The sequence below is a fragment of the Paludisphaera soli genome (assembly GCF_011064595.1).
Taxonomy (GTDB): domain Bacteria; phylum Planctomycetota; class Planctomycetia; order Isosphaerales; family Isosphaeraceae; genus Paludisphaera; species Paludisphaera soli.
Genome location: NZ_JAALJI010000001.1, coordinates 743198 through 767063, shown reverse-complemented (window position 1 = coordinate 767063; position 23866 = coordinate 743198). Strand labels below are relative to the sequence as shown.

The window sequence follows — 23866 nt, the reverse complement described above, 5'->3', positions numbered from 1 at the left end:
GGCGATGCAACTCATTCTACCGCGCAAGCCTTTGATGACAAGCTCGGTCTAATTTCGGCGGTTCTTGAATCAAAATCAGCCATGCCCGGAACGCCTTTATGCCTCCGGATTCGGCGTCGTTCGCGGCCCGCGTCAAACACGGGAAAATCGGCGCACTCGGGACATTCGTGCCAAGCGGCGACGCTCGTCCGGCCGATGTAACTCCGGGCTCATTGATATCGGCGTCGCCGGTTGCGCGGCAGTACGCGCGGGGCGGCACATGGAGGAAGCCCGGCGATGAGACGGAATCGGTTCCCAACCCTGGCCGGAGTCCTCTTCTTCGGGGCCGTCGGTTGCACGCAGGCGTCGAAGCGACCCGAGCCGCCGGTGGCCTCGGGCCTCCGGGCGAAGGCCGCCAAGTACGACGGGTCGGTCTCACCGACCGCCCTCCACCCGCCGCACGGACCCGGCCCGGGCGAGCCCGCGGCCGCCGCCCTCGCCCCCGCGGCGGAGGGGCCTTTCGAGCTCTCGGGGCCGCAACCGGTCGACGCCTACGTCCGCCGGGCGCTCGCCGAGAACCGGACCGTCCAGGCGGCCTATCACAACGTCCGGTCGCTCGAACACCGCATCCCCCAGGCGACGACGCTCGACGACCCGGTGGTCTCGAACACGATCTTCCCGATCCCCGCGGTCGCCCCCCAGTATTCGCTCATGGGGTACAACCCGTACAACGTCACCCTCGCCCAGCAGTTCCCGTGGTGCGGGACGCTCAGGCTCCGGGGCGAGGTCGCCGCGCGCGACGTGCAGGTCGCCCTGGCCGAGCTGGCCGCGGCGCAGCTCGATACGGCGGCGGCCGTCAAGCGGGCCTATTTCGACCTCTACGCGAGCCAGAGGACCGAGGAGATCCTGGCCGAGAACCGCGACATCCTCGAAGACTTCAGGACCCTCGCGAAATCCCGGGTCGAGACCGGGGGCACGGTGCAGGACGTGCTCCGGGCCGAGGTCCTGCTGAGCGAGCTCGACCGGGAAGCCGCCAACGTCCGCCAGGGGATCGCCACCGCCCGGGCGTCGCTCGCCCGGCAGCTCCACGCGAGCCCCGAGAGCGACCTGGCGACCCTGCCCGAACTGCCGCGGGCCGAGGCGCCCGTCGAGATGGAGCGGCTCTATCAGCTCGCGCGCGCCGTGCGCCCCGAGCTCAGGGGCCGACTCGCGGCCGTCGCTAGGGACGAGAAGGCGGTCGAGCTCGCCAAGAAGCGGTTCTATCCGAACGTCACGCTGGGGCTCACCTACATGGACATGCAGAAACGCAACGCCGAGATGCCGGAGACGGCCGGCGGCATGCCGAACGTCGGGCTCTTCGTCGGGTTCAACCTGCCGGTCTACCGGGACAAGTACAGGGCGGGGGTGCTCGAGGCCGAGGAGCGGACCAAGGCCGACGCGAAGCTCTACGAGGCCCAGCGCGACGAGACCTTCGCGGAGATCAAGGACTTCATGGTGCAGGCCAAGGTGCAGCAGGACGTCCTGAAGCTCCTGCGCGACCAGATCCTCCCCCGCACGAACTCCACGCTTGAGCTCGCGCGCAGCGACTACGCCAAGGGGAACGTCGACGTCGCCACGGTCTTCTCCGCCTTGCGCGAGGTGCTCCAGGTCCAGCTCCAGGCCGCCCAGGTGGAAGGTGAGCTCGGGAAGGCCTTGGCCTCGCTCGAACGCGCCGTCGGTGCCGAGATCAACGAGTATCCACCCGCGGCGGAGGCGGGCGCCGCGACTCCGACGCCGCCCCCGGCCGAGGGCCCGGGGCCGTTCCAAGCGGAGGCCCCGACGAGCCCTGAGGCGGGGGGACGGCCCGGGCCGGTCAAGCCCGAGCCGCTCGAGGCCCGGTAGGACCGGCGTCACATCGACATGCCCGCCCCGGGGGTCGCGGCCGGGACCGGGCTCGGCGGCTGGCGGAACGGGTAGCCGAAGCTCGGCGGCATCACCCCCATGCCGCCGAGGCCCGCGGGGCGCCGCCCCATCCCGCTCCCGACCCGCATCCCGCCCGGGGAGCCGAGGGACGAAGAGGCCCGGGCGCCGAGGTCTCGACCCATCCCGCCCGAGAGCGGGGAGAGGCTGAACGAGGTCCGGGCGGACCCCATGGCCGCGCTCGGCCGCGATCGGAACGCGAGCGAGTTTCCCCCGCCCTCCCGCGAGGGCATGAAGCCCTCGAACATCCCGCCGTACGGGATGATCATCGAGCCGCCGCCTCCCATCCCTGGATTCGAGTAGACGGGCGCGGCACCGTAGCCGCCGAGGGAGCCGGTGCTTCCGAGGCCCTGCGCCTCGGCCGCGGTGGAGGAGAGCGCCGCCGCGGCGAAAAGCGCCAGGGCCCTACGAGTGCGGAATTTCATGACGTCGTCCTTTGTCGAAGCCGGTCTTGGCAGCCGACCGGAAGCTCTGAGCCCCGGATAAAGGATCGGCAGACCCGATGCCAAACTCCTGACGTCGCAGCCGCGGGAACCGCCCGCCAAGGAACTCGCCCGCCCATCGGGCTCTCTCGTCCCCGGCGCCGCTCCCTTAATATTGGTCGGCCCCCACGACCTCGCCCCCCGCGCGGGTCGCCAGGGCCTGGTAGACGCCGGGCGAGATCGAATCCTTGACGAAACGGACCGAGCCGTCGCCGAACAGGAAATTCACGCCGCCTGGATGGCGGCTGTAATAGTCCTCGACGTGCGCCCTCGAGTGGTTCGGCGTGCGCGGCCCGTCCTCGGTGCCCACCGGGCCGAGGATCATGGTGAACGACTCCTCGGGGTCGACACTGTACTGGTCGTTGCCGCCCTCGAACGACGACGTCTTGTGGAGCCAGCCGCCGATCGCGCGGCCCGTCCAGGTGGCGTAGCTCAGGTTGTGGCTCCGCTCGCCCGCCATGAAGGTCGGGCTCGACCCGTCCCGGAGGTCGGCGAACGTCATGTGGCTGTTCCGGAAGAGCACGCCGTCGCCCGCGCCGGGGGCTTCCCCGACCTCGCCGGTGCCGTACATCCCCACGTAGTTGGCCGAGGCGACCGTGTAAACGGTGTTCGCGTTGGCCGCGTCGCGTACGGGGATCAGCTCCTTCACGCCGTCGGACGGGCAGAGATACGAGTTGAAGCGGACGAGCTGGGCGGTGGCGTTGGTTTGGTAGGTCATCGCCTCGAGGGCGTCGACCCGTGCCCGTGCGGTGACGACGACTCGGTAGGTCATCGCGACTTCTTCGCTTCGAGAATCTCCCTCATCTCGGCCAGCATGTCCTCGGCTGGAGAGACGCGGCCCGCCTTCATGTCTTCAACCGAGGCCTTCAGGGCGTCCATCCGCTCGACTCGCTCCGCTATTTCAGGTTCATCCGGCTGAAGCGTGCGCCGGACCGGCGTAGCCGGCTGTTTCATCCGACGAGTTCATAACGCGTCTCGTGCAACGCCAGGATCTTGAGCCTGAAGAACTCGCGGTCGCGGAATCCGTACGCCTGGCGTTTCATAGTCTTGATCTTGTTGTTGGTCCCCTCCAAGGGGCCTGACGTGATGTAGGCGTCGTAGTCGGCCAGAAGGCCGTCGGGGTGCATGTCCAGCGTCCGCGCCAGCTGCTCAAGCTGGGCGACGCCCGAAGCGTCGGCCCGTCGGATCCAATCGTTGAGGAACGCGGCGGCGAACCGTCGGCCGCGTGTCTGGCGTCAAATAGAATTCCCAGCCCCCTGGCCTCGACGGTGGCGAGTTCGAGCCAGCTGACGACGTGCCACCAGATCGACGCCCGCTCCGCCAGGAGCCGCTCGATCGCCGTCGGGTCCTCACCTTCCATGTCGACGCGGACCTCGTCGATGGTCTTCAGGACCGCCTCCCGGGCGAGGAGATGCCCCCCGGGCGGCTTGCGGGCGAGCGTCCTCCGGAGCCACTCGGCCGACGATCCGCAGCGTCGGGTCATCTCCTCCCCGTGGCCAAGGTCGGAGAGCAGGGCGTGGACCTGCGGGAGGCAGGATTCGTCCCGCTTCCCCTCGCGTACGAGGACTCGATTCGTCTCCGCCCCGGGGGGCCGGGGCCTTGACGCCCCCCTAGCGGCCGTCCGGACCGGTCGCAAGCCATGCCGATGGGCCGGCACGCCGCGACAGGAGGTGCGATCGTCCCCACGCCGCTCGCGTCCCCGCTCGGCCGCCGGCCTGGACGGCCCAGCGACGGGAGGGGGAAAGCCCTTCCGCTGGGTGCGCTTGCGCGCAGCCGTCTCCAAGCGGGCGGTCGGGGGGATGTCCCGAGGGCGGGAGATGGGGCGGGCCGGGAACGGGTGGGGGTGCTGGATGCGGGAGGTGGGAGGGGGCGAGAATCCACCGCGCCTATATATCCCATTGTGCATGACCCAGAACATGGAAAAGCCTTACGCGGCAATGACTTGTATTGGGTCACATCATTTCGGAACATCTGACCCATTTCCCCGACAGTTGTCAAACCTGGGTCCCTGGCTGGGCTGGCGGCCCTTCCTGCCTGACCCACCCCTGGAACGGCCGAAGATGGCGTCCGCAAATGTTCTGGGTCAGATGTTCATAAATGATGTGACCCAATACAAACCACCATCATGTAACACATTACGTCGGCTGGGTCATCAGACAAGGGGATCATAGGGAACCACCAATCCTGGGTACCGGTTCTCACCAGGATTGGCCTGGATCGGGCCGCCCGTCCCTGGTCCGGCGCCGGCTCGCCCTTCTCCGGGAGAAAGTTTCCAGAATTATCGTCCCCAATTCTTGTAATCCTTGGAAAGTACTGAGATACTATAAGTAGAGAGCAGTGACAACGACTGACAATCGACCACCACCAAGGAGTCCACCCATGTCCGACCCGACCCCCGACGCCCCTAAGCCGGCCCGCAAGGGAAGCAAGCAACGGCCGGTCGTTCTTTCCGAGGCCGACATGGTCGTCCTCGAACGCTGGATCCGGCACCGCTACCCGGGCGGGGCGTCGATGACCCAAATTTTCAAGGACTTCCTCTACGGGGCGATCCAATCGCTCCCCCCGGAGGCCGACCGTGGCTGAACAGGACCCCGCCCCCATCCGCCGCGGCCTCCTCCTGGAGTGGCCCGCCGTCGTCACGGACGACCCCCAGCTGCACTACAAAGCCCGCTCGGTCGTCCTGGCCAGGGCCACCTCCCGCGTCCCCATCCTTCTGGAAGAGGGCCTCCGCTGGATTGGGGCTGGGTACACGGTCCAACTCCTGATGCGTTGCATCGATGACGGCAAGCACCCTTACGACGAGGCCTGGCACCTCCGCGGGATCAACTCCGAGTCCGCCTTCCGGGCCGCCGTCAAGGAGCGCCCCTGGTCGAACCTGGCCGTCATCACCGGCCCCGGCACGGGTCCCGACGGCTCCTGGCTGGTGACCTGCGAGGCCGACGCTGACAAGGCCGACCCCTGGGGTCCGAGCCGGGCCGACGCCTTCGCCCAGCACGCCGACTTCCTCGGCCCGATGCCTTCGACGCCCGCCCTCGAGTCCAGGCGCGGTCCCAAGATCCTGGCGACGATCCCGACCGAGTTCGGCGCGGCCTTCCACGAGCTCCTCTCGAGTCCCACCTACGACAGCCACCCCCGCGTCGAGCTCCACCTCGGGGGATACAAGCGGAAGGGCGGCGAGCTGGTCAGGAAGGCGTCGAGCTACATCTGCGCCCCCTCCGAGTGCGGCCGGGTGGAACGGGTCACGACCGACCCGACGCTGGTCGCCGCCATGCTCCCCGACGAGCTCCTCGACCGGCTCGCCCGGATCGGCGGCGAGCTGCACGCCGCCGACGTCGCCGAACGGCTCGAGCGGGCCGCCAGGCGGGCCGAGCGGGGCTTCGACCTCGACGACCTGGACGACGACGAGGAGGCGTCCTGGAGGGCCTACCGCGACGCTCGGATCGAGGAGGACTTCGAGAAGAAGGTCGGGCCGGCGATCGAGGGCCACGGCGGCTCCAACGCGACCTTCCACGCGGCCTGCCTCGTGATCGAGGCCGGCGTCGAGGACGAGGACGAGCAGCTCGAGTTGCTCGAGCGTTACAACGACCTCTACGCCGACCCGCCGTGGGACGAGGAGGGCCTGCTTCACAAGCTCGAGGGCGCCAGGGCGGCCGTCGGCTCGAAGCGGGCGATGGAGGACCGGCTCCGGGAGGCCTGGGCCCGGGGCTACGCCCGGAAGTTCGACTCGGCCTCCGGGCGCTTCTCGGGCTCCTGGTAAGTTCGGAGGAACCCGGCGGCCACTGCGGCCGCCGCGAACGGATTCGCAAAGAAAAAATCCCCGGGCGCCTGTGGCGGGCGACCGGGGAAACGAAAGGAAAACCAGCTGTGATTGATCATACCACGCCCACCGCGTCCGGCAACGCGGAACACCGCGCCGATTCCGCAGCCCCCAACGGCCACCCCCACGCCGCCCCCGGCTGGGTTCCCCCGCCGCCCCCCTTCGGGGCCGCCGGCCGGACCGGCCCGATCCCCCCGCCGCCCGACGAGGGCCCCCCGCCGACGTCCGGAGGCTGGAAGGCCGCGGCCGAGGAGAAGGACCGCCGCGAGGCCGAAGCGAAGGCCGCCGAGGAGGCCGCCAAGGCCGCCCGGGAGTCGGCCAGGGCCGCCGGCGGCGACCGCAAGGCCCGCGAGGGCCGCAAGCACCGCGACGCCTTCGTGGAGTCCCTGAAGGCCTCGGGCTACAAGGGCCGCAAGCCGAAGCAGGTCGCCGAGGCCCTGGGCAGGCTCACGCACCTCTGGCCCGACTGGCTGATCCGGGGCGAGATGAGCATGCTCAAGTCCCCCCCGAAGCACGGCAAGACCCGGACGTACCTCAGCCTCATCAAGGCGATGCACCGGGACGACGCCTGGCCGGACGGGGCCCCCAACGAGCACGTCGGGGCGAAGGCCCTGATCCTGCCCTACGACAAGAACACGCTCGAGATCGAGGAGGAGCTGGAGCGGCTCGGGATCCAGGACGCCGTCACGATCCCGAACGACCCCGAGGACGAGACCGGGTCGCGGGTCTTCGACCTCGAGGACGAGAGGCTCCCGCTCACGATCGAGTACCTGGTCGACGACGACCCGAGCTACAAGCTGCTGGTCGTGGACACGCTGACCTACGCGTCCAACCTCAGCCTCAACAAGCCCGACGAGATGAAGCGGATGCTCGACCCGCTCATGGACGTCGCGACCCGGAAGGGCCTCTCGCTGCTCGTCCTGATCCACCAGAACGCCCAGGGCGGGGCCCTCGGCCGCCGCATCCTCGAGCGGGCCCGGATCCTCTGGTCGCTGGAGAGGTTGAACGAGGGCGACATCGAGCACCTCCGCCTGAAGGTCGACGAGACGAACCTCCCCCGCAGGCCGGCCCTGCTCGTCACCCACGCCGAGGCCGGAGTCGAGTTCTCGCCCGCCTACGACGACGGCTCCAGGCCCGCCGAGGCCGAGGACGCGTTCGCCCGGTGGCTCGTCGGGTACCTCCGGGGTCGCGACGAGGCGCCCAGCTACTACGACGTCCTGAAGGCCGCCGGCCCCGAGCGCGTCGGCGAGGCCGACGCCGACGGCCGCCCGAAGAATCGGAGGATCCTCGACCGCGCCGTCAAGCGGATCAACAGGGGGGCCCCCAGCCTCGCGGACCTGGGCCGGATCCGGATCGCCGAGGACCCCCGCACGCTGCCCGGCCGCACGAAGCCGCTGACCTACTACACGGTCCGCAGCCTCGACGCCGACGACGCCGTCGCCGCGTTCGCCCGGGTCGCCCTGGTCCCCGGACCCCCGACGCCCTGGGAGGAAGTCGCCTCGACGTACGACCGCTGGGCCTCGGAGGAAGGCAGGCCCCCCGTCGCGCCCAGCGAGGTCCGCTCCGGGGTCGTCGCCGCCCGTCCCGACGCCGCCGGTCGCTTCTGCCGGCTGTCGTTGGTCCCGGCCCCCACGACCACCGAAGCCGCCCCCCCGACGCCCCCTCCGGCCCCCCCGCCGGACCCCGACTCCCCCCTCGAGCAGGCCCGCCGCATCATGGCCCAGCGGGCCGCCGCCAGGGCCGCCGCCGAGCCCGTCGCCCCGACGCCCGAGCCGATCGTCGAAGAGGTCTCCGAGCCGGCCCCCGAACCGGTCGCCCCCGCCGCCAAGCTCCCTCGCTTGATCAAGGCCGGCCTCGACTGCTTCCCGGGCCTCCACCCCGAGCTCCGCCCCGACCACCGCGGCGGCTGGACGCTCCGGCTCCTGGGCGTCCCCGGGCACGTCCCGGTCTCGATCCCCGGCCACCTCTCCCCCGCCGACCAGGCCGACAGGATCGACCTGATTTGCCAGATGGCCGAGGAAGCCATGCCCCCCGCCGAGTCCGGCGACCGCGACCAGTCGTTCTGACCCTCCCCCCACGCCCCGCCCACGTCGGTCGGGGCCCTCCTCCTCGAACCAGGAGACCCGCACCATGGACCCCACCATCGCCGAACTCGAAGTCGAACACGCCGCCCGCCTCGCCGCCGTCTACGCCCGCAACAACGCCCGCCGCGCCGCCGACCCCGTCGCCTACGTCCTCGACTCCACCTGGCCGAGCGAAGTCGAATACGACGTCTTCTCGGGCTGCTTCGTCGAGATCGCCGGCGGCCGCCTCGTCGCCCGCCTCGACTACGAGGACGGCACGGCCCAGCACCTCAGCCTCCCGATCCAGCTCCCGGCCGACCCCGAGGCCGCCGCCGCCCTGGTCCTCCGCCTGCTCCAGGAATTCCACGAGCGCGTCCTCGCCTCGGCCTGATCCCTTCCCCCAACGAAAAGGAACAGACCATGTCCACCACCACCGCCCCCAGCGTCAGCCTCTACACCACCCCCGGCCACGTCGACCCCGCCCTCCACGGCGCCCTCGCGGCGAGGCTGGTCGAGGACGTCATGGACGCCGTCGACGAGGCCGCCCAGAAGTACCCCGACGTCCGCATCGCGGCCCGCGTCGTCCGCGAGATCGCCGGCCCGATGCTGGCCGTCGACTTCGCTAGCGACCCTTACTCCGACACCTGCCGGATGTTCCCGGCCGGCCTCCCGGGGTGCATCGTCCGCCGGGACGTCCTGGAGCAGGCCGAGAGCATGAACCCGAAGCCGACCGCCCCCTCCGCCTGACCCTTCTCTTCCCTCGCCCCGCCCATCCTGGGCGGGGCCCCCTTCCACCCCCAGGAGCCCGCCATGGACCCCACCATCGCCGAACCCGCCCCCCGCCACCTCCTTTACGCCCTGCCGCGCCACGGCATCCTGGGTGTGCAAGGCCGTCGGTCCGACCGCCTCCTCGCCCGCCGTCTCCGAACGGCCGTCCAGGCCGCCTGGCGTCGCTTCTCCCCTGGAGAGCGTCGCGGCATCCTGGATTACTGGGACGACGACTTCTACGTCGACTGGCGCAATCCCGACGGGTCGCCGTACGACCTCGAGGGGCCGCTCCCGTACATCTCCCTGGTCGACCCCGTCGACCTCAGGCACAACATCACGGGGGTCCATTGCTGGGGCGTGTGCAGCTGCGAGGGCCACGTTCTGCGGTTCGCGCGGGACGTGGCCGAGATGCCCGACCGGATCTTCGAGCAGATCGTCGCCCACGAGCTGCTCCACGTCGCGCAGTACGCCGAGGGGGTCGGCGCGAGGACGCCCGAGGAGCTGGCTGACGCCGAGTGCGACGTCCACCTGCGGATGCTCGACCACGACTACGACATCGAGGAGTACGCCGAATGGTGCGAGGACAACTGGTCGCTGGCCGCCCGGTTCGACCGCTCGGCCCCCTAAGCCTGACTTCCCGCTTCGCACCCGACGACAGACCCCCCGAACGAGCGAGGAAGCTCGCCATGAACACAAGCGCCGCCATCGCCCCCGCCCGCCCAGCCGTCGCCCGCATCTCCCCCCTAGGCTCCCCCGCCGGCATGCCCGGCGACTCCGAGACCTGGCGGGGCGTCCCCGCCGAGCCCGCGCTGCAGGCCTCCGACCTGGGCCGGTTCCGCCGGGCCCGGGACTGCCGGATCCTCAGGAGGCGGCTCGATACTTCCGGCTATCGCCAGGTCACCTGCGGCCACCGCACCATCCTGTCGCATCGTCTGGTCGCGGAAGCCGTCCACGGTCCCGCCCCGACGGGTCGCCCCGAGGTCGATCACTTCGACGGGGTCAAGACCGCCGACGCCCCGTCGAAATTGGAGTGGGTCTCACACTGCTAGAACATCCGACGGGCCTCGGCCCTCGGGCTGCTCATCCGGGGGGCCCGCCACCGCGACGCCAAGCTCTCCGAGGACCACGTCCGCGCGATCCGCTGCTGGCTGTCGCCGCGTCGCGAGAGCTACCGGGCGATAGCCCTCGATTACGGAGTCGACCCCCATCTCGATCAGGCGGATCCAGACCGGCCGCGCGTGGGCCTGGGTCCGCTGAAGGTGCAACTAGTGAACATAATTTTGAATCCTGACAATCTAATTCCACCGCCCGGCCCGCCGCCGGGCGTGGTCGCGCCAGGTTGGGCTACGTGCAGATCGGGGCGTCCGCTTAGAAGTCTTGCATGGCCACCGCGGATCGCAGGGGGCCGCACCGAGGAGACGCCGACGTGACCGACCCGCAACAGCCCCTCACCGTCGCCCAGGCCGCCAGGTTCTATCCCGGCGGCACCCACACAGGCACGATCATCCGGCACATCACCCGGGGCGTCCGGACGCCGCAGGGCGTCGTCAAGCTCGAGGCCTCCAGGATGGGGGGGAGGTGGACGACCACCATCGAGGCCATCGAGCGGTTCAGGTCGGCCTGCACCGTGAGGTCCGGCGGGGAGGCCCGCCCGTCGCGGACGTCCTCCCACGCCAAGGCCGAGGCCTACCTGGACGCCATCGGCCTCTGAGCGGCGGTCACCCCACGGCCCGCGCCACCTCGCGGGCCAGTCCGTCGAGCCGTTCGGCGTAAAGTTGCGTCGTGTCCGCCTTGGCGTGGCCGAGCACCGCCTGGGCCGCCTCCAGGCCGAACTCCCGGCGGACCATCGACGCGGCCGCGTGCCGCAGCTGGAGGGGCGACCAGCGGTGCCGCTTCCGCCACGCCTTCAGCTCCTCGGCCTCCATCGGGGTCGGCCGTCTGGTCCTGGTGAACCGGGCGCCCGAAAGCCTCGGGTGGGGGAACGCCCGATCGCAGGCCCGGGCGATCGCCTGGGCGTAGGCCCGGCGGTCGTACCGGTTCCGGATCCTCCGAGCGCCGGGACGGGCCGACTCGGCGGGGTCGAACAGGTACTTCGAAGGAGCGCGACCCAGGAAGGGCGAGAGCACGGCCTGCGCCCTGGGCCCGATCGCGATCATGCGGTCGTCGCCCCGATGGGAGCCCTTATGCCCGCGCGGCCGGTACACCCACGGGTCCGACGACCGGTCCAGGTCCTCGCCCCGCATCGCCAGCACCTCCCCGACCCGGCACCCCGAGAGGTACTGGACCCGGACCATCGCGGCCACCGCCGCCGGCATGTGAGGCAGGGCCGCCTCGACGTCCGCGAGGGCCACGGGCCCGATCCCGGGGGCCTCCGGGGCGGTGGTCCGGTTCCTGCGCAGCGGCTCGATCGTCATGAGGTCGGCGTGGGTCGCGGTCGGGACCAGCCGCTCCGAGGCCGCCCACTTCCAGACCCGACGGACGCGATTGATCCGGGCGTTGATCGTGGACCGGCTCAACCCCGAGTCGACCATCGCCGCCCGCACGGCCTTCAACTCGTCCTGCCGAAACTCCGCCGCGGGGAGGTCGCCGTAGAGCCGACGGACGGGCCGGAGGGCGTCCTTGAAGTTGTCGGCCTCGCCGGTCGGGGCGCCGGTCGAGGAGAGGTAGTAGCGGACGGCGTGCATCATGAACGCCGCGACGACCTCGGACACGGAGCACGTCAGCGGGGCCACGGCCGGCCGCCTGTCGCGGGCGAGCCATTCCGCGATCGTCCGTTCATACTTGGACCGGCACTCGAGGGTGCCGAACTTGCCGAGGAACATCTGCCTGCCGTCGATCCGGACGTAACCGTGACCGGACGACTTGTGGAGCTTCAGCTCGGGGATGGGGGATTTCGACCTGGGCATGCGAGCCTCCAGAGCGGCCCGCGTCGTGGAAATTCCACGTCCGCGGAAAGCTTTCGGGGCCGCACACCGTCCGTCCGGTGGTACGCAAACCTTGCGTTCGGCTGGGGTTGTGTCGAGAGCGGGCGAGGGGATTCGAACCCCTGACGTCCAGCTTGGGAAGCTGGCATTCTACCACTGAATTACGCCCGCGGATTCGAGAAGGAGTTGGGATCTTCCCGAGATGGCGGAATCATACCAGCCTTCCAGCGCGTCGGCAAGGGGGCCAGGGGGCGGGGACGGGTCATTTCCTCGCGGGGATGGACAGGAATCGGGCGGACTGGAGAAAGGTCGGAGGCCGGCTAACTCGAATTGCCCCCCTTCGCCGATCATGGTAAGCATACACCCCCTCGACGCTCTGGCGGCCATGAAACGACGTCGCTAAAGCATGGATGCTCGTCGGGATTCCTGTCTCATGGGCGCGGGTCGACATGAAGAACTTCGTACGGCTGGTGAGGTTCGCTTGGCCTTATCGCTATCGATTCGGCGTCTCGGTCGCCTGTGCGTTGATGGTCGCCCTGTTGTCGTTCTTGGAACTGGGAGCCGTGCTCCCCGTCCTCAAGGTCCTGATCAACAACGACAACCCTCAGCGATGGATCTCGACCAAGATCGACTCCATCGCCGAGGACATCGAGCGGCTGGACGCCCAGCGGCAGGAGCTGACGCGGGTCGATCGGGCGTTCGCCACGGTCGGGAGCGTGTCGGCCCCGCTGAGCGGGCGTTTTCAGGAGCTTGAGGCCCTCAAGAAGGAGATCCAGGACGACCTGGAAACCCGCGAGCGGCGCGTGGCCTTGCCGGATCAGCACCAATCCTCCTCCCAATTCCTGGTCGAGGAGATGGGCAAGATCCAGCTCCGGAAGCGCGATCAGCGCATCGCCGAGGCGCGATGGAGCGAGCTCAGTCAGGGCAGCCGTTGGCTGCACGAAGCCGATCGACGCTCGCTCGACCGCCGCGTCGCCGCGATCGAGCGCGAGCGAAGGAACGAGGTCTGGTGGCAGCAGCTCTATCAGGGCGTGAAGCCGGCCGTGTACGAGTATCTGCCCTCGGACCAGTTCCGCACCCTGGGCATGCTGATGGGGCTGGTCCTCATCGGCGTGATGATCAAGGGGCTCTTCACCTTCTGCCAGGAGGTCTTGGTGGCCGACGTCATGCAGCACACGCTGTTCGACGTCCGCAACCTGTTCTTCCGGCGGACGACCAACCTGGACCTGGCGAGCTTCTCGGAGCAGGGCTCCTCGGACCTGATGGCCCGATTCACCAACGACATGGACTCGTTCGGCCAGGGCCTGAACACGATCCTCAGCAAGATGATCCGCGAGCCGCTGCGCGCGGTGATCTGCATGACCGGGGCCTTCTGGTTCAACTGGCGGCTCACCTGCCTGACGCTCGTGGTCGTCCCGATCTCCGCGTACACGACTTATCGAGTCGGTCGGATCATGAAGCGAGCGGTCCGCCGGTCGCTGGAGAGCATGTCGTCGATCTACAAGATCCTCCAGGAGACGTTCCAGGGGATCAAGGTCGTCAAGGCCTTCGGCATGGAGCGCGTGGAGCGTCGGCGGTTCTTCCTGGAGACCAAGAACTTCTACAAGAAGAGCATCCGGGTCGCGATGATCGACTCGATGTCGGACCCCGTCCTCGAGATGTTGACGCTCGTCACCGTGGCGATCGCCCTCCTCTCGGGATCGTACCTGGTGCTCAAGCAGTCGATCTTCCTGGAGATCGGCCCCTTCAAGCTGCAGTTGGCGTCGCAGGTCATGGCGATCGAGGACCTGCTGGCTCTCTACGCGATCATGGCCGGGGTCTCCGACCCGATCCGGAAGCTCTCGAACGTGCATTCCAAGCTCCAGCGGGCCGCCGCGGCGTCCGACCGGATCTGCATCCTGATGGATCGCGAGCCCCAGGTCGCCGAGTCGCCCCGGGCCGTGCAGTCGCCGATCCATCGCAAGACGATCGAGTTCGACGGCGTCCATTTCTCCTACACGGGGCGGGAGTCCCTGCTGAAGGGGATCACGCTGACCGTCCGCCACGGCGAGACGATCGCGCTGGTCGGGCCCAACGGCTGCGGCAAGTCGACCCTGATGAGCCTGCTGCCACGGTTCTGGGACGTCGACTCCGGAGCGATCCGGATCGACGGCGTGGACGTCCGCGAGATCCGCGGCCGAAGCCTGCGGCGGATGATCGGCATCGTCCCCCAGGAGACGATCCTGTTCCAGGACACGATCGCGCGGAACATCGCCTACGGAGACCCTGGCGCGAACCGGGAGGCGATCATCAAGGCCGCCGAGCGGTCGTACGCCCACCAGTTCATCATGACCTTGCCGGACGGCTACGACACGGTCATCGGCGAGCGCGGCCACGGGCTGTCCGGCGGCCAGCGCCAGCGGATCGCCCTGGCCCGGGCGATGCTACGCGACCCCTCCATCCTGATCCTCGACGAGGCCACCAGCGCGGTCGACATCCAGGACGAGGCCCTGATCCGTCGGGCGATCGAGGAGTTCTCGAAGGGGAGGACGACCTTCCTGATCTCCCACAGCATGGGGACGATCCAGTTCGCCGACCGGATCGTCCTGATCGACGACGGCCGCATCGCCGCCGTCGGCACCGATCAGGAGCTGATGCGGACCAGCCCCCTCTACCGCCGCCTCCACGACATCCATTACCACCGCGAGAGCGCGTGAAGCGATTGTCAGGCCGGGACTTGCGTCCTCCCCGGAAACTCGGGACGCCGGCCCCTTGCCAAGCCGGCCCGCCCGGGATATCATGGGCTCGTTCGTCACACCCGCACCCGTAGCTCAATTGGATAGAGCATCGGTCTACGGAACCGAAGGTTATAGGTTCGAATCCTATCGGGTGTACTTCGGCGGGCCTCGATTTCTTCGAGGTCGCCCCAGGTCGTGGGCGAGGGATCCGGCTCCCTTCCCCGATCTCCTTTCCCAGACCTGCGAATCGCCGACCTCAGGCGATCTGTCGGGACGGCAACGGCTCGACGATCTCTGCGAATTCTTCGGATTCCAGTCCGCAGAAGCCGAGGTTGGGCTGTTGCGAGCGCGGGCCCAGTCCCCGATCATGGGGCCGATCGAGGTCACCTGGGAGGCGGGCGATGCCCAACGGCTTGATATCGCGGAAATCCATTCATGACGACGCGGCCTCAGGGTCGTCGACGTCGTACACCTGCACTCACTGCGGTTGTCTCTGCGACGACCTGGAGCTGGTCCTCTCCGAAGGTCGGGTGGTCGAGGCCCGTTCGGCCTGCGAGACGGCTCGGCCTCGGCTGGTCGGGCTCTCGACGACGCCCGCGGCGTCGCCCTCGCCGCGGGTCCAGGGGCGGGAAGTCGGCCGCGAGCAGGCCGTGACCGAGGCCGCCCGGATCCTCGCCGGATCCAGGGCAGCCCTTGTGATGGGATTCCGCCGATCGACGAACGAGACCGTCCGCACCGGTGTCGCCCTGGCGGATCGGATCGGCGCAACGATCGAGGTGGGGGATGAGGCGGCTTCCTGGCCCCGGCTCGCCGCGATGCAGCGCGTCGGGAGCGTCGGCGCCACGCTCGGCGAGGTCAAGAACCGCGCGGACGTCGTCGTCTTCTGGTGCGCCGATCCGATGACCACCAACCCCAGGCATGGGGAGCGGTATTCCGCCGACGTCGAGGGGCGGTTCGTCCCCGAGGGCCGGAGTGGTCGTCGCGTCGTCGTCGTCGACGAGAGGCCGACCGCCACGGCGGGAGGCGCCGACGTCTTCCTGAAGGTGCGGCCGGAGGCCGAGCTGAACGTCCTGCTCGTGCTGCGGGCGCTGGTGCGGGAAGTCCCGGTCGATGCCCATCGGGTCGAGGAGGCGACCGGCTGCTCGCTCGCCGACCTGCAAGGACTCGCGGAGCTTCTCCAGGGCGCGCGGTACGGGGCCTGGTTCTCCGGGGGCCTCGCCGGTCGCGGGCCGATCGCGGAAGCCGAGTCGCGGCACCAGACCGTGACGGGGCTGATCCGCGAGTTGAACCGGAAGACGCGGTTCGTCGCGGTGGGGCTCGGCGAGGCGGGCAATTCGCATGGCGCGGAGTCGGTGCTCGCCTGGCAGTCCGGTTTCGCGCCCGGCGTAGACTTCGGCGTAGGCTTCCCCGAGTCGCTACCGGGGGAATCGACGGCGGCCGGTCGCCTGGCCCGGGGTGAGTTCGATGCGGCGATCCTGGTGGGCGGACCCGCCTACGACGCCCTTCCTGAAGGCTCGCGCGCACGGCTGGCGACGAGGCCCTGGATTTTCCTCGGCGATCGGGACCATGAGGCGTTCGAGCTGGCCACGATCGCTCTCCCCTCGGCGACTGCGGGGATCGACGAGGCCGGGACGTTCACGCGCGTCGACGGCGTCTCGCTGCCCGTCCGGGCCCTCCGCCCAGCCTCCTCGCCGACCGAGGGGGAGTGGATCGACGCCTTGATGGAGGCCGTCGGACTGAGCGGACGGGATGCGGGCGCCCCTGGATCGGAGGCGGGCCGATGAGCAGCCTGCGGATCGCGGGGGGGAGGATCATCGACCCGGCCAACGGCGTGGACGATCGCGTGGGCGACCTCTGGATAGAGGACGGCCGCATCGTCGCCGCGCCCGCCGACCCGGACGCCCGGGCGGACCGGACGATCGACGCGCGGGGCTACGTCGTGATGCCCGGCGGGGTGGACGTCCATTCGCACATCGCCGGGTCGAAGGTCAACGCCGCGCGGATCATGCGGCCCGAGGAGCGTCGGGGCGAGGATCGCGTCATGCGACGCTGGCGCGGCTTCCGGTCGGGGACGATCGGCAGTGTCCCCAGTTCGTTCACGACGGGATATCAGTACGCGGGCCTGGGCTACACGACGGCCGTCGACGCGGCCATCCCCCCCCTGGGGGCGCGGCACGCCCACGCGGAGTTCGGCGACGTCCCGCTCGTCGACAAGGCCATGCTCGTCCTGATGGGGAACAACCACGCGATCCTCGACGCCCTCCGCGAGGACGACCCCGCGCGCGTGCAGCGGACGGTCGCTTGGCTGCTGGACTCGGCGAAGGGGTTCGGCGTGAAGGCTGTGAACCCCGGCGGCGTCGAGCAATGGAAGCAGGGCGGGGGCCGGATCGCCGGCTGGGACGATCGCGTCGACCACTTCGACGTCAGCCCGCGCCAGATCGTCGTCGCGCTGGCGAAGGCGGTCGACGCCCTGGGCCTGCCGCACCCCTTGCACCTCCACGGCCTGAACCTGGGGCTGCCCGGCAACTGGACCCACGCCCTGGAAGGGATGAAGGCGCTAGACGGCCATCGCGTCCACCTGGCGCACGTCCAGTTCCACAGCTACGGCGGCACGCCCGAGGATCCCGGGGGGATCGATGCGCAGGTCGGGCCGCTGGCGGACTACGTGAATACGCACGCCGGGATCACCGTCGACGTCGGCCAGGTGATGTTCGGCGACACGACGAGCATGACCGCCGACGGCCCCACCGGACACTACCTGGCGAACCTGCTGGGGCGGAAGTGGTACAACCACGACGTCGAGCAGGAGGACGGCTGCGGGGTCTCACCGATCGAGTACCAGGACAAGAATTTCATCCACGGGCTGCAATGGGCGATCGGCCTGGAGTGGTTCCTGCGCGTGGAGGACCCCTGGCGGGTCGCGATGTCGACCGACCACCCCAACGGCGCCTCGTTCCGATCGTACCCGGACGTGATCGCGCTGCTGATGGACAAGAACCTGCGTGACGAGTCGCTGGCTCGACTCCCCGAGAAGGTGCGGACGCGTTCCGCGCTGGGCGACCTGTCGCGCGAGTACTCGCTGGCCGAGATCGCGATCGTCACCCGCGCCGGGCCGGCCCGCATCCTCGGCTTGCTTCATAAAGGACATCTCGGCCCCGGCGCCGACGGCGACGTGACGATCTACGCGCCGGACGACGATCGTCGGCGGATGTTCGCGCTGCCCCGGTGGGTGATCAAGGGTGGTGAAGTCGTCGTGGACGACGGCGAGTTGCGGTCGGCACCCATCGGGTCGACGCTATTCACCGAACTGGAAGTCGACGCCGCGACGCGATCCGAGATGGGTCGGAAGCTCGCGGCGGAGGCGTCGTTCCATCCTTCGAGCTTCGGCCTCGGGCTCGACGACATGGCCGAACCCCGCGCCGTCTCCCGGCCGACGCCGGGCTGATCCCGCCCCGACCTGGGCCCTGCGAGTACCTGACGATGCAGCTCGACGGCGTGACGATCGTGGATACGTTCGCGGAGGCCTTCCCGATGACCGCCGCGCGGGCGATCGTGACGGCCGACTCGACCCGATGGGCCGAGATCGCCGGCCGGACGATCTCGGGGTACGCGACGAGCGTCATCGGCTGCGACGCGGAGGTCGCCGTGGAGCGTCGGCTCTCGCCGAAGGAGACCCCCGACGGCCGGCCCGGCGTCAGCGTGCTGGCCTTCGCGTTCAGCCGCGAGGCGCTGGAGAAGGCCCTGGTGAACCGGGTCGGCCAGTGCGTGATGACCTGCCCGACGACGGCCTGCTACAACGGCCTGCCGCTGGGGGAGAAGACGATCGTCGTCGGCGGCAAGCTCCGCTATTTCGGCGACGGCTGGCAGATCGCCAAGCGGCTCGCCGGCCGCCGCTACTGGCGGCTCCCGGTGATGGACGGCGAGTTCGTCTGCGAGGAGAGCTTCGGCACGGTGAAGGGGGTGGCCGGCGGCAACGTCATCTTCCTGGGGACCGACCCGGCCGGCGCGCTCGCGGCGGCCGAGGAGGCCGTGGCCGTGATGCGCGGGGTGGAGGGGGTGATCCTGCCGTTCCCAGGGGGCATCGCCCGGTCGGGCTCGAAGGTCGGCAGCAAGTACAAGGCGCTGCGGGCCAGCACCAACACGGCCTACGCGCCGAGCCTCCGGGGCCTGACGCCGACCGACCTGCCGGCGGACGTGCGTTGCGCCTACGAGATCGTCATCGACGGCCTGACGCTGGAGGCCGTCGAGCGGGCCACGGCCGAGGGGCTCCGCGCCGGGGCCAAGTCGTCCCACGGCGTGGTCGCGGCGACGGCCGGCAACTACGGCGGCAAGCTCGGGCCGTATCACATCCGGCTGCACGACGTCCTGAACCGATGAGCGAATCGTGCCGAATCCGTCCGCGGACGGGGGCGGTTTCCCGCAAGAACGCCGGAACCCCGGCGAATAGACGCCTGCCATGGATTATGGTGTTCATGGCGTCGGGGACGAGGCGGCGTCGGCCGGCTCGGTGTCCTCGTAAAGACGGTGCCGCCGCGTCCGCGTGCTGGAGAGGGCTCAAATCATGGAATACCTGATCGGCTTCTTCGTCTTCCTGTTCGTGGGGGGGATCCTGTTCCTGATCTTCGGCCCCTTCTTCACGGTCCAGCAGCAATCGGCCGCGATCGTGCAGAGGTTCGGGAAGTTCGTGCGGGTGGGCCTGCCGGGGCTGAACTTCAAGCTGCCGATCCTGGAGACGGTCGCCGGCCGGATCAACCTGCGGGTCCAGCAGCTCGACGTCCGGGTCGAGACCAAGACCGAGGACAACGTCTTCGTGCTCGTGGTCGTCTCGGTGCAGTACGCGGTCCTGCCGGACAAGGTCTACGACGCCTACTACCGGCTCATGGACCCGCACACCCAGATGTCGGCCTTCATCTTCGACGTCGTCCGAGCCCGGGTCCCCCGGCAGAAGCTCGACGACGTGTTCGAGAAGAAGGACGAGATCGCCGACGCCGTGAAGAACGAGCTGGCGCACGTCATGTACGACTTCGGCTACGGCATCGTGAAGGCGCTGGTGACCGACATCGAGCCCGACCGCAAGGTCAAAGAGGCGATGAACGAGATCAACGCCGCCCAGCGGATGCGGATCGCCGCCACCGAGAAGGGCGAGGCCGACCGGATCCTCAAGGTCAAGTCGGCCGAGGCCGAGGCCCAGAGCAAGGCGCTGCAGGGCAAGGGCATCGCCGACCAGCGTCGGGCCATCGTCGAGGGGCTCCGCGAGTCGGTCGACGAGTTCCAGAAGAGCGTCCCGGGCACGAGCCCGCAGGACGTGATGAATCTGGTGCTCATGACCCAGTACTTCGACACGCTGAAGGAGATCGGGGCCACGTCGCGGAGCAACACGATCCTCATCCCGCACACCCCCGGCAACCTCAACGACCTCACCACCCAGATGCGCGACGCCATGATCAGCGCCGAGTTGGTCACGCAGGAATCCCGCGTAAGGCCCCGGAAGGAGAGCGCGAACGACGTGACGCACGTGGACTCCTCGGGGCGCGGGCGCGACGATCGGAACCACTGACCCATGGCGATGACGCTGCGATGGCGGTCGTCGACCGATCTCCCGGTCGACGGCTCGCCCCTGAAACCCGAAACCTTCCGCGGGCTGGCGTCGACCGACGCCGCCCGCATCGCCTTGCGCGTCGGCAACCAGACGGCCGAGCTGGGCGATCTGTTCGAGGTCGACGGCGACCCGGCCGACGAGGGACTTGTCCTGGAAGGCGACCTGCGCGTCGTCTCGCGGATCGGCCTGGGCATGGCCGCCGGGACGCTCCGCGTCCGGGGCGACGTGGGCTTCCGGTTCGCCGCCGAGATGACCGGAGGCCTGGCGGAACTGGAAGGTTCTTGCCTGGACTGGGCCGGGGCCGAGATGGGCGGCGGGACGCTGCGGATCCGCGGCGACGCCGGCCGAGGGCTGGGGGCGGCCTACCCCGGCAGCCGACGCGGGATGCGCGAGGGGATGATCCTCGTCGACGGCGACGCCGGAGATGACGCCGGGATGCTCCTCCGCCGGGGGCTGATCGCCGTGCGCGGGGCGGTCGGCTCGGGCCTCGGTCGCGGCATGATCGCCGGGACGATCTTCGCCTGCGGCGCGGTGGGCGGCCCGGCGGGCGTGGGGATGAAGCGTGGGACGCTCGTGCTGCTGGGATCGGACGATGCGGCGCCTGTCGTTCCCGCGACCTTCGCGTTCGCCGGGGGGTTCACGTTCCCCTACCTCACGCTGTATCAGAACCACCTGGCCGACTGCGGTTTTGAGATGCCCACCTCGGTATCCTCGGCGCGGCTGGACCGCTACAATGGCGACCTGGCGAACGGCGGGCAGGGGGAGATCCTGGCCGCGCCGGCCCGCCCGGTCCTGAAGGTGGTTTCGCCCTCCTGAGGCCTCCCCCGCCATGACTTCGACCCTCAACGCCCGCGCCGCCCAGATCGTCGAGACGATGACCGCCGGAGCCCAAGAACGCCGGATCGCCCGCCACGAGATCGACGGCGGCGGCCTGTTCCTCGACTGCGGGATCAAGGCCCGGGGCGGGCTCCAGGCGGGGCTCGACCTGGCGCGGGTCTGCCTCGGCGGTCTGGCCGAGGTGTCGCTGCCGATGGGCGAGCTCGTCGGCCGCGCGGTCCCGCTCGTCCAGGTCTGGTCCGATCACCCGGTGCGGGCGTGCCTGGCCAGCCAGTACGCCGGCTGGGCGCTCTCGGAGGGGAAGTTCTTCGCGATGGGCTCCGGCCCGATGCGGGCCGTGCGGGGCAAGGAAGCGGTCTTCGACGCCATCGGCTTCCGCGAGGAGTCGGAGTCGGTGATCGGCGTGCTGGAGACCCGCAAGGCGCCCACGCCCCAGATCGTGGCCCGGATCGCCGAGGAGTGCGGCGTCGAGCCGTGGAACGTCACCCTGCTCGCCGCCCCCACGGCGAGCCTGGCCGGCGGCGTCCAGATCGTCGCCCGCTCGGTCGAGACCGCGCTCCACAAGCTGGCCGAGCTGAAGTTCGACCTCGGACGGGTCGTGTCCGGTCAGGGGGCCGCGCCGCTGCCGCCGATCGCCCGCGACGACCTCGCCGCCATCGGCCGCACGAACGACGCCATCCTCTACGGCGCCCGGGTGATCCTCCACGTCACTGGCGACGACGAATCGCTCCGGGAGGTCGGCCCGCGCGTCCCCTCGTCGGCCTCGCACGACTTCGGCGAGCCCTTCGCCGCGATCTTCGCCCGCTACAACAACGACTTCTACGCCGTCGACCCCCACCTCTTCAGCCCCGCCGAGGTCGTCTTCCAGAACCTCGACACCGGCCGCTCCCACGCCTTCGGCTCCCCCAAGCCCGAGATCGTCGCACGGTCCTTCTGGGATTGATCGCCGCGCCATGACGACCTTCGCCGCCTTGGTCTCCGGTACGGGATGGCACGTCCAGGACCTGTTGCGCGCGGCGGGCACCCTGGACGTCGTGCTGCACGTCCTGCCGTTCGGCGAGGTCGAGGCGTCGATCGGATCCGGATCGGGTCGCGTGTCGGCTGACGGCGTGGCGCTCGACGGCCTCGACGGCGTCCTGGTGCGGATGATGCCGCCGGGGGGGCTGGAGCCGGTGGTCTTCCGCATGGACGCGCTCCATCGGCTGGAATCGCTCGGGGTGCCGATCTGGAACCCTCCCCGGGCGGTGGAGGCCTCGGTCGACAAGTACCTCACGCTGAGCCTCGTGGAACGTCGGGGGCTGCCGATCCCCCCGACCTGGGTCGGGCAGACGGCGGCCTCGGCGATGGCGGCGTTCGACGAGTTGGGAGGTGACGTGGTGGTCAAGCCGCTCTTCGGCTCGGAAGGGCGGGGGCTGATGCGCGTCGGGCATCGCGAGTTGGCCTGGCGATGCTTCCACGCCCTGGAACGCCTGGGCTCGGTGATTTATCTCCAGCGCTGGATCCGCCACCCCGGCCACGACCTGCGGCTTTTCGTCCTCGGGGGTCGCGTCCTGGGTGCGATGCGGCGGACCGCCCAGGGGGGCGAGTGGCGGACCAACATCGCGATCGGCGGGCGGGCCGAGGCCTGGACTCCGGACGCCGAGGCCGAACGCCTGGCCGTCGCCGCCGCCGAGGCCGTCGGGGCCGTGTTCGCCGGCGTGGACCTGATCGAGGACCTGGACCAGGGCCGTCGCGTCCTGATCGAGGTCAACGCCGTGCCCGGCTGGCGGGCCCTGACCCAGGCGACGGGCGTCGACGTGGCCGCGGCGCTCCTGGATTCATTCCGGGAGGCCGTGCGGTGAACGAGCTCTCGGTCGGCAAGCTCGCGCAGGTCGCCTGCCTGATGGAAGCAACCGCCCGGAAGCCGGGGAACGTCCACAGGTTCGCCGACTTCTCGGACCTGGATTATCTCGACTTCCTGCTCGCCGCGGCGGCCGTAGCCGACCCGCTCGATCGCGCGGCGGAGGGCGTGGGCGCGGCCGTCTTGGCGGCGACCGAGGCGACCCGGAGCGTCGTCGCGACCAACGCCAACCTGGGGATCGTCCTCCTCCTCGCCCCGATGGCCGCCGTCCTTCGCTCGACGTCTCTTGAAGACGGCCTGCCGCGCGTGCTGGCGTCGACGACCGTCGAGGACGCTCGGCTCGTCTATCGGGCGATCCGCCTGGCGAACCCCGGCGGCCTGGGACGCGCCCGGGAGCAGGACGTGGCCGACGAGCCGACGATCACCCTCCGCGACGCGATGATCCTGGCCGCCGACCGCGACCTGATCGCCCTCCAGTACGCCGAAGATTTCCGTCAGGTGCTCGGTGAGGGCCTGCCCGCCCTCGGGCGCCGCCTGGGCGCGGGCCGGCCGCTGGAGGTAGCGATCGTCGGAGTCGCGCTCGAACTGCTTGCGAGCCACCCCGATTCGCTGATCGCAAGGAAGACCGACCAGGCGACGGCCCGCGAGGCGTCGCGACGCGCCCGCCTCGTGCTCGACGCCGGCTGGCCCGACGCAGCCGACGGGGTCGCGAGCCTTCGCGACCTGGACCTCTGGATGCGGGCGGATCGGAACCTTCGGAATCCCGGGACGACGGCGGACCTGGTCGCGGCGGTCTTGTTCGCCGCGCTCCGCGAAGGGACAATCGAGCTGCCTCGCCCGGCCGGGCCTTCGTCCTGGTCGGGCGGACTCGCGTTCTGAAC

The 23866-nt window shown here is 69.9% G+C and carries 21 protein-coding genes, 2 tRNA genes and 1 pseudogene; 19 read left to right on the top strand and 5 right to left on the bottom strand.

What is annotated here, in order from left to right; translation table 11 throughout:
• Positions 1-276 precede the first annotated feature (276 nt).
• Entirely contained in the window at positions 277-1860 is a 1584-nt protein-coding gene (locus tag G6O68_RS02845) for a TolC family protein (protein WP_165244526.1), read from the top strand.
• 8 nt (positions 1861-1868) lie between these two features.
• On the opposite strand, the gene G6O68_RS02840 is transcribed toward G6O68_RS02845, so the two are convergent.
• From G6O68_RS02840 to G6O68_RS02830, 3 genes and pseudogenes are all read right to left on the bottom strand, one after another.
• Positions 1869-2363, bottom strand: a complete 495-nt coding sequence (locus G6O68_RS02840; protein ID WP_165244524.1) for a hypothetical protein — start codon at positions 2361-2363, stop codon at positions 1869-1871.
• A gap of 166 nt (positions 2364-2529) precedes the next feature.
• Entirely contained in the window at positions 2530-3192 is a 663-nt protein-coding gene (locus G6O68_RS02835; RefSeq protein WP_165244522.1) for a DUF1559 family PulG-like putative transporter, read from the bottom strand.
• 178 nt (positions 3193-3370) lie between these two features.
• Positions 3371-3628 (bottom strand): annotated as a pseudogene (locus G6O68_RS02830) (transposase); the annotation flags it as partial.
• A gap of 1171 nt (positions 3629-4799) precedes the next feature.
• Between G6O68_RS02830 and G6O68_RS02825 the strand changes: the two are divergent.
• From G6O68_RS02825 to G6O68_RS02790, 8 genes are all read left to right on the top strand, one after another.
• Positions 4800-5003 (top strand): hypothetical protein, encoded by a 204-nt coding sequence (locus tag G6O68_RS02825; protein ID WP_165244520.1) that lies wholly within the window; start codon positions 4800-4802, stop codon positions 5001-5003.
• On the top strand, positions 4996-6177 hold the full coding sequence (locus G6O68_RS02820) for a hypothetical protein (protein ID WP_165244518.1): 1182 nt from the start codon (positions 4996-4998) through the stop codon (positions 6175-6177). Before G6O68_RS02825 ends, G6O68_RS02820 begins: the two co-directional genes overlap by 8 nt.
• 107 nt (positions 6178-6284) lie before the next feature.
• A complete protein-coding gene (locus G6O68_RS02815; protein ID WP_165244516.1) occupies positions 6285-8303 on the top strand; it encodes an AAA family ATPase in 2019 nt (672 codons plus the stop codon).
• Between the two features lie 64 nt (positions 8304-8367).
• Positions 8368-8691, top strand: coding sequence for a hypothetical protein (locus G6O68_RS02810; RefSeq protein ID WP_165244514.1), 324 nt, complete (start codon positions 8368-8370; stop codon positions 8689-8691).
• Positions 8692-8720: 29 nt separating this feature from the next.
• Positions 8721-9047, top strand: coding sequence for a hypothetical protein (locus tag G6O68_RS02805; RefSeq protein WP_165244512.1), 327 nt, complete (start codon positions 8721-8723; stop codon positions 9045-9047).
• A 63-nt stretch (positions 9048-9110) separates the two neighbouring features.
• Positions 9111-9695, top strand: coding sequence for a DUF45 domain-containing protein (locus G6O68_RS02800; RefSeq protein WP_165244509.1), 585 nt, complete (start codon positions 9111-9113; stop codon positions 9693-9695).
• A gap of 59 nt (positions 9696-9754) precedes the next feature.
• The gene (locus G6O68_RS02795; RefSeq protein WP_165244507.1) at positions 9755-10117 is read left to right on the top strand and encodes an HNH endonuclease; all 363 of its coding nucleotides are present in this window, start codon (positions 9755-9757) and stop codon (positions 10115-10117) included.
• A gap of 377 nt (positions 10118-10494) precedes the next feature.
• A complete protein-coding gene (locus tag G6O68_RS02790; RefSeq protein WP_165244505.1) occupies positions 10495-10779 on the top strand; it encodes a DUF1580 domain-containing protein in 285 nt (94 codons plus the stop codon).
• Positions 10780-10786: 7 nt separating this feature from the next.
• On the opposite strand, the gene G6O68_RS02785 is transcribed toward G6O68_RS02790, so the two are convergent.
• Both G6O68_RS02785 and G6O68_RS02780 read right to left on the bottom strand, forming a co-directional pair.
• Positions 10787-11974 carry a tyrosine-type recombinase/integrase gene (locus G6O68_RS02785; RefSeq protein ID WP_165244503.1) on the bottom strand — a complete coding sequence of 396 codons (1188 nt, stop codon included), beginning with the start codon at positions 11972-11974 and terminating at the stop codon, positions 10787-10789.
• Between the two features lie 117 nt (positions 11975-12091).
• Positions 12092-12163 (bottom strand) — tRNA-Gly (locus G6O68_RS02780).
• 278 nt (positions 12164-12441) lie between these two features.
• Here G6O68_RS02780 and G6O68_RS02775 point away from each other — a divergent pair.
• The 10 genes from G6O68_RS02775 to G6O68_RS02730 all read left to right on the top strand — a co-directional run bounded on the left by G6O68_RS02775 (position 12442) and on the right by G6O68_RS02730 (position 23864).
• A complete protein-coding gene (locus tag G6O68_RS02775) occupies positions 12442-14688 on the top strand; it encodes an ABC transporter ATP-binding protein (protein ID WP_165244501.1) in 2247 nt (748 codons plus the stop codon).
• A 103-nt stretch (positions 14689-14791) separates the two neighbouring features.
• A tRNA-Arg gene (locus G6O68_RS02770) sits at positions 14792-14865 on the top strand.
• Positions 14866-15110: 245 nt separating this feature from the next.
• A complete protein-coding gene (locus G6O68_RS02765) occupies positions 15111-16493 on the top strand; it encodes a formylmethanofuran dehydrogenase subunit B (RefSeq protein ID WP_165244499.1) in 1383 nt (460 codons plus the stop codon).
• Positions 16490-18154: a formylmethanofuran dehydrogenase subunit A gene (locus tag G6O68_RS02760; protein WP_165244497.1), complete on the top strand. Its 1665-nt coding sequence runs from the start codon at positions 16490-16492 to the stop codon at positions 18152-18154. Before G6O68_RS02765 ends, G6O68_RS02760 begins: the two co-directional genes overlap by 4 nt.
• Positions 18155-18189: 35 nt before the next feature.
• A complete protein-coding gene (gene fhcD / locus G6O68_RS02755) occupies positions 18190-19086 on the top strand; it encodes a formylmethanofuran--tetrahydromethanopterin N-formyltransferase (protein WP_165244495.1) in 897 nt (298 codons plus the stop codon).
• A gap of 184 nt (positions 19087-19270) precedes the next feature.
• Positions 19271-20266: an SPFH domain-containing protein gene (locus G6O68_RS02750; RefSeq protein ID WP_165244493.1), complete on the top strand. Its 996-nt coding sequence runs from the start codon at positions 19271-19273 to the stop codon at positions 20264-20266.
• 3 nt (positions 20267-20269) lie between these two features.
• Complete coding sequence (locus G6O68_RS02745; protein ID WP_165244491.1) at positions 20270-21124, top strand: formylmethanofuran dehydrogenase subunit C; 855 nt, start codon at positions 20270-20272, stop codon at positions 21122-21124.
• 13 nt (positions 21125-21137) lie between these two features.
• Entirely contained in the window at positions 21138-22088 is a 951-nt protein-coding gene (gene mch / locus G6O68_RS02740; RefSeq protein WP_165244489.1) for a methenyltetrahydromethanopterin cyclohydrolase, read from the top strand.
• A gap of 10 nt (positions 22089-22098) precedes the next feature.
• The gene (locus G6O68_RS02735) at positions 22099-22986 is read left to right on the top strand and encodes an ATP-grasp domain-containing protein (RefSeq protein WP_165244487.1); all 888 of its coding nucleotides are present in this window, start codon (positions 22099-22101) and stop codon (positions 22984-22986) included.
• A complete protein-coding gene (locus G6O68_RS02730; RefSeq protein WP_240910987.1) occupies positions 22983-23864 on the top strand; it encodes a triphosphoribosyl-dephospho-CoA synthase in 882 nt (293 codons plus the stop codon). Before G6O68_RS02735 ends, G6O68_RS02730 begins: the two co-directional genes overlap by 4 nt.
• Positions 23865-23866: the final 2 nt, after the last annotated feature.